The organism is Streptomyces sp. NPDC006332 (assembly GCF_040612855.1).
Classification (GTDB): domain Bacteria; phylum Actinomycetota; class Actinomycetes; order Streptomycetales; family Streptomycetaceae; genus Streptomyces.
Window position 1 is genome coordinate 45,739 of sequence record NZ_JBEXRA010000055.1, and the last position, 9,751, is coordinate 55,489.

The 9,751-nt window shown below is 71.7% G+C and carries 8 protein-coding genes; 3 read left to right on the forward strand and 5 right to left on the reverse strand.

What is annotated here, in order from left to right; translation table 11 throughout:
* Positions 1–198: 198 nt before the first annotated feature.
* Both ABZ027_RS35170 and ABZ027_RS35175 read right to left on the reverse strand, forming a co-directional pair.
* Complete coding sequence (locus ABZ027_RS35170) at positions 199–1,800, reverse strand: amidohydrolase (protein ID WP_356775591.1); 1,602 nt, start codon at positions 1,798–1,800, stop codon at positions 199–201.
* Positions 1,801–1,877: 77 nt separating this feature from the next.
* Complete coding sequence (locus ABZ027_RS35175) at positions 1,878–2,318, reverse strand: Lrp/AsnC family transcriptional regulator (protein WP_356775593.1); 441 nt, start codon at positions 2,316–2,318, stop codon at positions 1,878–1,880.
* Positions 2,319–2,591: 273 nt separating this feature from the next.
* Between ABZ027_RS35175 and ABZ027_RS35180 the strand changes: the two genes are divergently transcribed.
* A complete protein-coding gene (locus ABZ027_RS35180) occupies positions 2,592–3,029 on the forward strand; it encodes a hypothetical protein (protein WP_356775595.1) in 438 nt (145 codons plus the stop codon).
* Positions 3,030–3,478: 449 nt separating this feature from the next.
* Here the strand turns inward: ABZ027_RS35180 and ABZ027_RS35185 are convergent, their stop codons facing one another.
* The gene (locus ABZ027_RS35185; RefSeq protein ID WP_356775597.1) at positions 3,479–4,651 is read right to left on the reverse strand and encodes an acyl-CoA dehydrogenase family protein; all 1,173 of its coding nucleotides are present in this window, start codon (positions 4,649–4,651) and stop codon (positions 3,479–3,481) included.
* 330 nt (positions 4,652–4,981) lie between these two features.
* Here ABZ027_RS35185 and ABZ027_RS35190 point away from each other — a divergent pair, with 330 nt between their 5' ends.
* Positions 4,982–6,229 (forward strand): glycoside hydrolase family 18 protein, encoded by a 1,248-nt coding sequence (locus ABZ027_RS35190; RefSeq protein WP_356775599.1) that lies wholly within the window; start codon positions 4,982–4,984, stop codon positions 6,227–6,229.
* Positions 6,230–6,288: 59 nt separating this feature from the next.
* Here the strand turns inward: ABZ027_RS35190 and ABZ027_RS35195 are convergent, their stop codons facing one another.
* On the reverse strand, positions 6,289–6,951 hold the full coding sequence (locus ABZ027_RS35195) for a TetR/AcrR family transcriptional regulator (RefSeq protein WP_356775601.1): 663 nt from the start codon (positions 6,949–6,951) through the stop codon (positions 6,289–6,291).
* Positions 6,952–7,086: 135 nt separating this feature from the next.
* Positions 7,087–8,451 carry a peptidase C39 family protein gene (locus ABZ027_RS35200; RefSeq protein WP_356775603.1) on the reverse strand — a complete coding sequence of 455 codons (1,365 nt, stop codon included), beginning with the start codon at positions 8,449–8,451 and terminating at the stop codon, positions 7,087–7,089.
* A 212-nt stretch (positions 8,452–8,663) separates the two neighbouring features.
* Here ABZ027_RS35200 and ABZ027_RS35205 point away from each other — a divergent pair, with 212 nt between their 5' ends.
* The gene (locus tag ABZ027_RS35205) at positions 8,664–9,323 is read left to right on the forward strand and encodes a hypothetical protein (RefSeq protein ID WP_356775609.1); all 660 of its coding nucleotides are present in this window, start codon (positions 8,664–8,666) and stop codon (positions 9,321–9,323) included.
* Positions 9,324–9,751: the final 428 nt, after the last annotated feature.

Below are 9,751 nucleotides of genomic sequence, written 5' to 3' on the forward strand. Positions count from 1 at the left end.
GCGCCACGACGCGTGCGTGGACGTTCCCCGGTCGGGCGTCCGGTGGTGGACTCGGCCGAACCTACCGGCCCGCAGCCGTCGGCTGTCAACAGCCCTATGACCTGCGCATCTTCCGTCAAAGCCCTGGTCAGCGCGGCGGATACGCGGGTCCCGGCACGGCGCGTCGCGGGCCGATCGGGGGTGCGCCACCCCCGGAGATCACTCGCCCGGGCGTACGAACACCGTCCGCCCGCCCACCACGGTGCGCAGGCAGAGGGGAAGGTCGCGGCCCGGCGTAAGGTCGGGCAGGCCGGGGGTTCCGGAGCGGGGGTCGGTCGACCAGCGGGCGACCCGGTCGTCCGGGGCCTGGACGACCAGTTCGTCGGTGCGCCACACGGCGTAATCCGCGGGGGCTCCCGGCACCAGGACGCCCGCGTCGTCCCGCCCGACCGCCCGCCAGCCGCCCCGCGTGTGCGCGGTGAACGCGGCGCGCACGGAGACGCGGTGTTCGCGGGTGCGATGGAAGGCCGCCGCGCGGACCGTGCCCCACGGGTCCAGCGGCGTGACCGGGCTGTCCGAGCCGAAGGCCAGCGGGACACCGGCCCGAAGCAGAGCCGCGAGGGGGTTCAGGGTGCGGGCCCGGTCGGCGCCCAGGCGCTGGGCGTACATGCCGTCCTCGCCGCCCCACAGCGCGTCGAAGGCGGGTTGGACGGAGGCGGTGAGGCCGAGTTCGGCGAAGGCCGCGATCGTCTCCGGGGTGAGCATCTCGGCGTGTTCCACCCGGTGGCGGGCGGCGCGGACGCGGGCGAGACCGACCTTCTCGGCGGCGGTGCGCACGCCGTCGACGACGGCGGTCACGGCCGCGTCCCCGATGGCGTGGAAGCCCGCCTGGAGGCCCGCCTCGGTGCAGGCGGTGACATGGGCGGCCACGGCGGCCGCGTCCAGGTAGGCGGTGCCGGTGTGGCCGGCGTCGGTGTACGGCTGATGCAGACAGGCGGTGTGCGAGCCGAGGGCGCCGTCGACGAACAGGTCTCCGGCCGCGCCGACCGCGCCGAGTTCCCGGGCCTTGTCGATGTCGCGCTCGGCCCAGTAACCGACGACCCGCGGGCCCGGCTCCTCGGCCGCCAGCCGCAGCAGCCCCGTGAAGTCGTCCTCGGAGGAGATCTCCGGCCCTGCGCATTCGTGAACGGTTCCGATGCCGAGGGAGGCCGCCCGGGCGAGGGCGGTGCGCTGGGCCTCGACGCGCTGCTCGGGAGTGACGGCGGCGAGGGCGGCGGCACGGACCGCGTGGTGGGCGTCGGCGGTGAGCGGGCCCTCCACCACGCCGAGACCGGGAGTCAGGTCGAGCAGGGCCGTGGTGACGACCGCCGAGTGCACGTCGATCCGGCTGAGGTAGAGCGGTCGGCCGCCGGTGGCCGCGTCGAGTTCGGCTCGGGTCGGGGGGCGGCCGTCCGGCCAGCGGGAGGCGTCCCAGCCGTGACCGAGCAGGACGCGATCGTGCGGCCGGGTGGTCGCGAAGTCCCGTACGAGGGCGAGGGCCGCGTCCAGGGAAGGGGCGTCGGACAGGTCCAGGCCGGTGCGGGCGAGACCGGTGGAGGTGGTGTGCACGTGTGCGTCGGTGAACGCGGGGGTGACGAGGGCGCCGTCGAGGTCGATCACCTCGTCGACGCCGTCCGCGAAGGCGTCGGCGGCGCCCTCGGAGCCGACCCAGGCGACGTGCCCTCGTTCCACCACCATCGCCGTCGCGAAGGGGTCGGCAGGGCTGTGGACCTCGCCGCGGCGCAGCAGGACGGTGGTCGGTTCGGCGGTGCGTTCACTCATGGGGGACAGTTTCGCGCCTCACGCGCGCCGCCTCGCACCCAGGTCGGCCCGGCGCGCGCCGTCCGGCACGCCGGGGGTCAGACGCGCGGCGGTCGCGCCTCGTACGGCGTCGAGAGCACCACCGTGGTCCGGGTCGACACTCCCGCCAGCGAGCGCAGCCGGGCCAGCAGTTCCTCCAGCTCGTGCGGTGTGGAGACGCGCACCTTGAGGATGTAGTTCTCGTCACCCGCGACGCTGTGACAGGCCTCGATCTCGGGGACTCCGGCGAGGCGTTCCGCGATGTCGTCGGGGGCACTGGGGTCGAACGGTTTCACCGAGATGAACGCGGTCATCGACAGTCCGACGGCCTCCGGGTCGACGACCGCGGCGTAACCGCGGATCACCCCCCGCTGTTCCAGCCGGCGCACCCGCTGGTGCACGGCCGACGTGGACAGGCCGGTGGCCTTGCCCAGGTCTGTGTAGCTCATCCGCCCGTCCTTGACGAGCAGCTGCACGATCTGTCGGTCGAGCTCCTCCATGGCGCAAGAACCTACAGTGCACCTGACCTCCTCGGATACCTGAGCGGCGCAGGTCATACCCGGTTCGTGATGTGGCCGGAGGCAGCCGAGGGGGCTGCGGGGAGAGGGGACAAAGAGAGCGCGTCGGGCACCTGCGGATGGCATGTGACGAAGACCACACCCCATGGGGAGGCTCCGTGATGCTCTCGTGATTACCGCCGAGACGGGACGGGAAGTGCTTGCTGTGGTCGAGGCCTCAGTGCCGACACGGCCCAGCCCGAGGGGGAGAATCCAATGCAGAGTCTTAAGCGCCCTGGTCGCACCGCGCCCAAGCGGCCGCAGCTGGTCGTCGAGCCCGAGCCGGAGGGCGTCGAACCCGACGCTTTCGACGAGGAGTTCGACGCCTACGACACCTTCGAGATGTACCGGGTGACCTGCCCGGACTGTGCGCAGCCCATCGCGCTGCTGGCGGACGAGGAGGTCCTGCCGGAGCACGCGCTGTGCGCCTCGCCGTGGAACCCGTTCGGGCTGACGGTCTGCGCCGGCACCGGTCGCAGGGCGTCCGACGCCAAGCCGGCGGACGAGTCGGTCGAGCCCCAGGAGCAGGACACCGCGCTCCTGCTGACGCTCCCTCAAGGCCTCGACTGGCGGACCCAGCCCTTCTCGCACGTCGGCGGCCCGGGCTCGCGCCCCATCCGGGTGCCCGTCCTGCGCCGACGCCAGGCCGCCTGAGCGCGCGGTCCGCTCCACCTCCCTGATCGACCCGCACCACGACACTCAGCCTGCCGCGGTGCGGGGCGTCAGTGCGTCCGGACACCAGAACGGCCGAGCATGCCTTGCCGGAGCCCGGACACGGCTCCTCGGGCCCCCGGCCCGCCGCCGGACGGCGCCCCCGGACGACCGTGAACGCACGCCCGATTCCCGGGACCGGTGACCTGTCCGGTGACCTCCGCGTTGCCCTGGTATGCCCCCCACCTACACAGTGACCGGGCGTCAGCGCCGGCTCTTCGTTCCCGCTCCGGTCGCCGGGGCCGCAAAATCGGTTCCGCCGCCGCCCGTTCAGGACCCGCCCATCTACCGCGAGCTGCTGCGCACCTGGGCCGACCGCGGCCGCACGCTGCCGGGACGCCCCGACCCGGAGTGGGTCCGGCTGGCGGCGCCCCAGGTGACGGCGGGCCAGTTCAGCGGGTCTCGGGACCCGCTAGATGACGGGCGATGACCATCCGCTGGATCTGGTTGGTGCCCTCGACGATCTGCAGGACCTTGGCTTCGCGCATGTACCGCTCGGCCGGGAAGTCGGCGGTGTAGCCGTACCCGCCGAGGACCTGGACGGCGTCCGTGGTCACCTTCATCGCGGTGTCGGTGCAGTGCAGCTTGGCCATGGCCGCCTGTTTGGCGAACGGCCGGCCCGCGTCCCGCAGCCGTGCCGCCGTCAGGTACAGCGCCCGGCCGGCCTCGATCTGGGTGGCCATGTCGGCGAGCATGAAACGCAGCCCCTGGAAGTCGGCGATCGGCCGGCCGAACTGCCGCCGTCCGGTGGCGTATTCCACCGCCTCGTCCAGTGCCGCCTGGGCCAGGCCGATCGCGCAGGCCGCGATGCCGAGCCGTCCCGAGTCCAGCGCGGCCAGGGCGATCGCGAAGCCCTGTCCCTCCTCGCCGATGCGGCGGCCGTCAGGCACCCGCACGCCGTCGAGGTGGACCTGGGCGGTCGGCGAGCCCTTCATGCCCATCTTCTTCTCGGGCTGCGCCGCGCTCAGACCGTCCGCGTCGCCGGGCACCAGGAACGCGGTGATCCCGCGCGGCCCCTCCTCGCCCGTGCGCGCCATGACCGTGTAGAAGTCGGCGACTCCGCCGTGCGTGATCCACGCCTTGGTTCCGGTGATGACCCAGTGGTCGCCGTCCCGCACGGCTTTGGTGCGCAGTGAGGCCGCGTCCGAGCCCGAGGACGGTTCGGAGAGGCAGTACGCGCCCAGCAGGCCGCCGCCGAGCATCGCGGGCAGGTGCTCGACCTGCTGCGCCTTCGTGCCGTGGGCGGCGAGCGCGTAGCAGGCCAGGGTGTGCACGCTGACGCCGAGGCCGACGGTGAGGCGGGCGGCGGCGAGCTCTTCGAGGACCTGGAGGTAGATCTCGTACGGCTGGTCGCCGCCGCCGTACTCGGAGTCGTACGGCAGACCGAGCAGGCCGGACGCGGAGAGCAGGGTGAAGACCTCGCGCGGGAAGCGTCCGGCGTCCTCCTCCTCGGCCGCCTTCGGGGCGATCTCCTGCCGCGCGATGTCACGCACGAGCGAGAGCAGGTCCCGGGCCTCGTCGGTGGGCAGGTGCCGTTCCACCGGCTGCGGGGCGCGATCGGACATGGCGACGCTCTCCTCCCTGATCGGGATCTGGCGGACTCACCCGTCGTGGGGGCGGCTCGCCGGGTCTCACTGGGTGCCGACCGATGCTCGCACTCCCGGGTCGCGGAAGCTGCTGACCAGCGGCTGTGGGCTGTGAGTATGCCCGATCGGAGGCATCCCGTCACCAGTTAACGACCGCTTACTTCAGGAAACCCGCGGACCCGCCGCCCGAGATTGGTCCGAACCATTGACCTATTGGTCTAGTCCTCTTACTGTTTCGCTCCAACGCTTCCCTCGCGTTCATGCCAATCGGCGTGCGATCCCCTCCCTGTCCCTGCGAGGAGACACCCGATGCACAGCCCGCTCCACTCCCGCGCCCGTTTCCGGGCCCTCCTGTCCGCCTCGTGCTGCGCCGCCCTGGGCGCCGGTCTGCTCGTCGGTGCCGGCACCGCCACCGCCACGGCCGGCCCCGACGAGGTGCCCGCCACCGCCGCGGCCGGTTCCAAGGTCGTCGGCTACTTCACCGACTGGGGCATCTACGACCGCCAGTACTACGTCAAGAACATCGAGACCTCCGGCTCCGCCGACAAGCTCACTCACATCAACTACGCCTTCGGCAACGTCACCGACGGCAAGTGCGCCCTCGGCGACGCCTGGGCGGACACCGACAGACCGTTCACCGCCGACGAGTCCGTGGACGGTGTCGCCGACACCGCGGACCAGCCCCTGAGCGGCAACTTCAACCAGCTGCGCAAGCTGAAGAAGCTGCATCCCGGCCTCAAGGTCATCTGGTCGTTCGGCGGCTGGAGCTGGTCGGGCGGCTTCAGCGAGGCGGCCAAGAACCCCGCGGCCTTCGCCCAGTCCTGCTACGACCTGGTCGAGAACTCGAAGTGGGCGGACGTCTTCGACGGCATCGACATCGACTGGGAGTACCCGGGCGCCTGTGGCCTGACCTGCGACACCAGCGGCCGGGACGCCTTCCGGGACGTGATGGGCGCACTGCGCGCCAAGTTCGGCAAACGGCAGTTGATCACCGCGGCGATCACGGCCGACGCCACGAGCGGCGGCAAGATCGACGCGGCGAACTACGCGGGCGCGGCGCAGTACGTCAACTGGTACAACCCCATGACGTACGACTACTTCGGCGCCTGGGACGCCACCGGCCCGACGGCGCCGCACTCCCCGCTGACGTCCTACCCGGGCATACCGCAGGAGGGCTACAACACCGCCGCCACCATCGCCAAGCTCAAGAGCCTGGGCATACCTTCCTCGAAGCTGCTGCTCGGCATCGGCTTCTACGGGCGGGGCTGGACCGGTGTCACGCAGGCGAAGCCGGGCGGCACGGCCACCGGGCCGGCGGCGGGCACCTACGAGGACGGCAGCGAGGACTACCGGGTGCTGAAGACCACGTGCCCGGCGACCGGGACCGTCGGCGGCACCGCGTACGCCAAGTGCGGCAGCGACTGGTGGAGTTACGACACCCCGAAGACGATCAAGGGGAAGATGAAGTACAAGGACTCTCAGCACCTCGGCGGCACGTTCTTCTGGGAGCTGAGCGGGGACACCGCGGACGGTGAGCTGATCAGGGCGATCAACTGACCCTTCCCGACGGTGATTTGGGGCGGAGGACCACGGCCTCCGCCCCAAGTCGTGTGTCGTCAGCCGGTGCCGCGGCGAGCCGGCTCCGGAGCCGGGTACGCGGGGTCCATCTCCTCGATGGCCCGCATCGAACCGCCGAGTGTCTTCACCAGCAGTTCGCGCATCGTGTCTCTGGTGAGCTGGGGGCGGCCGATCCAGTCGAGGGTGGCGCCCTCCACACTGCACAACCAGGCGAGCAGCCCCATGCGGGGCAGCGGGCCGATGTCGCTGCGGCCGTACGCCCCGTCCGCGATGGTCGCGACGATCGCCTCGCGCACGCCGTCCCGGATGGCCTGCACCTCGGTGTCGAAGCCGACGCCGCCGCTGACGATCGTGCGGTAGGCGGCCTGGTTGTGCTCGGCGTAGCGCAGATAGCTGTCGATGGTGCGGTGGACCCGGTCCACTGGCCCCAGTTCGAGGCCGCTCGCCGCATAGGTGACCAGGTCGGCGACGGAGTCCTGGATGATGGCCAGGTAGTAGCCGCGCTTGGAGTGGAAGTAGTAGTAGATCAGCCCCTTGGCGACATGTGCCTGCCGGGCGATGTCGTCCATGGACAGCGCGTCGTACGACGTGTCGGCGAACAACTTCCGTCCGATGGCGATGAGTTCGGCACGACGCGCGATGGAACGCTCGGTGCCGCGCGCCCGCGGGCGGACGTCGTCGCGCTGTTGACTGATACTCAATTCGGACCCTGGTCTCAACAGGCGGCGGGACAGCCGCAGTATGCCAGGTCGGCCATGGGGCAACTCACAGCAGGCCGAGCCGGGTGGTGAGCACCGCGATCACCACGAGGCCCGGCCCAGGATGTGCTCCAGCGCTCAGCGGACTCCCACGGCCGCGAGCGCCGCGCGCTGGCGCGGAGTCGGGCGGACCGGGAAGTACAGGTAGCAGACGCCGCCGGAGCCGGAGACGACCTTGCCGGAGGCGTTGTACCGCTTGGTCCTGAGCCAGATGTTCTCCCACTCCCGCCGCCGGTAGACGCGCCGCACCGCCTCGTCGCCGGGCGAGGCCGGGTCGTTGGCGATCACATCGCCGTCGGCGGTGAAGCCGATCACGGTCATCAGGTGCCCGGAGGTGCCGTAACCGGCGCCGGTGAGCTCCTCCTTCAAGAACGACTGGGACGTTATGGCCGGGACGCCGGCCGCGATCAGCGTCTCCAGGTCGGTCAGCGAGCCGAGTCGGGTGACCACGCCCTGGATGCCCTCGAAGGTGGCCGCGTAGGCGGCGTTGAACGGCCAGTTGCCGCAGCCGGCGTACTGGTGGTCGTAGGTGTACCGGGCCGCATGGCACACCTGGGGGTCGGCGTACGTCGCATCGACCCACGACAGCTGCTCGGGGGTGAGCCGACCGCCCCAGTACTCGATGATCATCTGCGAGGAGGTGGGGCTGCACCAGGCCTCGCCGCCGTTGTCGTACTGCGGATACTGACCGGCGTGGATCTCCTGCGAGTAGCGCGGCACGACCAGCTCGGCGGCCGGGCCGGGCGTCGAGGCCGGCACGGTGAACCGGTCGGGGACGTCGGAGCCCATCGCGCCGATCCGCCAGACGGTGGGCGTGGCTTTCGTGCCCGGCTTGCGGTGGAGGGTGAGCCGGAGGCGGTAGGAGACCAGGCGGAGGCCGGTCGCCGGGTCGCCGATCGCGACGGTGTCCGTCCAGACGGCGCTCCTGCCGTCGCCCTGGTCGTCGACCGAGGTCCGGCTGATGTCCTGGTCACCGGAGGCCCAACGGCCCATCACGTACCAGGGGCTGTCCGTGCCGTCGGAGTACGTCCCCTTCAGTTCGACCTGGATCCAGGTACCCGCCGGGGTGTGCGCGTTCCAGGAGGCGATCAGCTCGTTCGCGGGGACGGCGAGGGTGTGCGCCGGCCCCGTCCAGGTTCCGTACTCCCAGGTGGCGGTCCTGCCGGTGTGCGGGTCGGTGTACGGGGAGGTGCCCGCCGGAGTGCCGATCACCACGCCCGGCCGAGCGCCGGCGACGGCCCGGGTGCCCCGCGCGGTGCCGCCACGCCATTCGGCGTACGTGGTCCAGGCGCGGTTGTCGACCGGGCGGGCCTGAGCCCTCATCGGATCCACGGTGTCGGCCTCGGCCTCGGCCGCGGCCGCCGGGCCCCCGGCGCCGGCCACCGCGGCGGCGACCACGGCTGCCAGGACGGTCCTGCGGGACGGCTGTTCGGATCTGCTCATGGCGGGATGACCCCCAGGTGTCACGGTCGAGTGAGTCGAGGTGTCCGAGCCGAGGTGGTCCAGTGCACGGCTGTGCGCCCACTATGGGGCAGCCCACCTGCTCCCGCCAGCACTTCCGCCCGTGCCGCGCTCACCGATCTCGGTTTCGCCCGCCGGAGCCGCGGTCGCCGCCGGGAGTCAGGCGGACGGGCGGCGTAGCCTGGTGTTCCCGCATCCGAGTCCGGCTCGGAGTCCGCCTCCCGAACGTCCCAGGAACCGTCATCCACGAGCTCGCCGCCCTGCTGCGCCGTCTGCCCCCCTCCTGCGGCCCGGTCCGTCTGATCGGGATCGACGGCCACGCCGGCTCCGGGAAGTCGACGTTCGCCGGACAGTTGTCCCGCGCGCTGGACGACGCCCCGGTGCTGCGCCTCGACGACATCTCCGGCCACGACGAGCTGTTCGACTGGACCGGGCGCCTGCTGACCCAGGTGATCGAGCCGCTGAGCCGGGGCGGTACCGCGCACTACGCCCCCTACGACTGGCACGCCCGCCGCTTCGGGCCGCCCCGCCCGCTGACCCCGGCTCCGGTGGTCATCGTGGAGGGGGTCGGCGCGGGTCGGCGCGCACTGCGCCCCCGTCTGGCACACCTGCTGTGGATGGATCTGGCCCGGGACGAGGCGTGGGCGCGCGGAAGGGCGCGGGACGGGGAGGAACAGCGGGAGTTCTGGGACGGATGGGTCCGGGCGGAACGACAGCACTTCGCCGAGGACCCCTCCCGCCCCTTCGCCGACCTCCTGGTACGACAGGGCACCGAGGGATACGAGGCACTTCCGGGGCCTGCCGCGGCCGGACAGGCCGATGGGCCCCACCAGGTCGTCACGCACGGTGATTGATCATCCGCGGTGTGCTGAACCTGTGAAGGTCGCGCCGGACAACGTGCCGCAGTGCCTCAACTCGGCTTGACCGGGGGGCCGTACAGGACTTACGTTCTGAATGCGCGGTCGTTCCAAGGCCGCCCGAAAACGCGAAGCCCCCGATTGTTCCCCCGTGATCGGGGGCTTCGTTCTGCCCTGAAGCCACTTTTCGGGCGCCGCGTGACACGATTCGCTCACCCTCGGTCACCACGCGGACTCCGCGCATCTGCTCCCACCTCGTCAAACGGTCCGTGCGGCACCCTTCGGTGGGCGACACCCCCACAGGTACGATGCCCTCGGTGCGACCTGCGGACGGCTGCTCCGCGCACCGTCGCAACTCCGGTCCGCTGCACGGAGGTTGGACCAAGGACGTCGACGGGCACCGCGTCTCGCCGCGTTCCTACGGG

Coding starts and splice junctions, on each gene's coding strand:
- ABZ027_RS35170 (WP_356775591.1), bottom strand. CDS start 1,800: ATGAGTGAACGCACCGCCGAACCGACCACCGTCCTGCTGCGCCGCGGC.
- ABZ027_RS35180 (WP_356775595.1), top strand. CDS start 2,592: ATGCAGAGTCTTAAGCGCCCTGGTCGCACCGCGCCCAAGCGGCCGCAG.
- ABZ027_RS35175 (WP_356775593.1), bottom strand. CDS start 2,318: ATGGAGGAGCTCGACCGACAGATCGTGCAGCTGCTCGTCAAGGACGGG.
- ABZ027_RS35190 (WP_356775599.1), top strand. CDS start 4,982: ATGCACAGCCCGCTCCACTCCCGCGCCCGTTTCCGGGCCCTCCTGTCC.
- ABZ027_RS35185 (WP_356775597.1), bottom strand. CDS start 4,651: ATGTCCGATCGCGCCCCGCAGCCGGTGGAACGGCACCTGCCCACCGAC.
- ABZ027_RS35200 (WP_356775603.1), bottom strand. CDS start 8,451: ATGAGCAGATCCGAACAGCCGTCCCGCAGGACCGTCCTGGCAGCCGTG.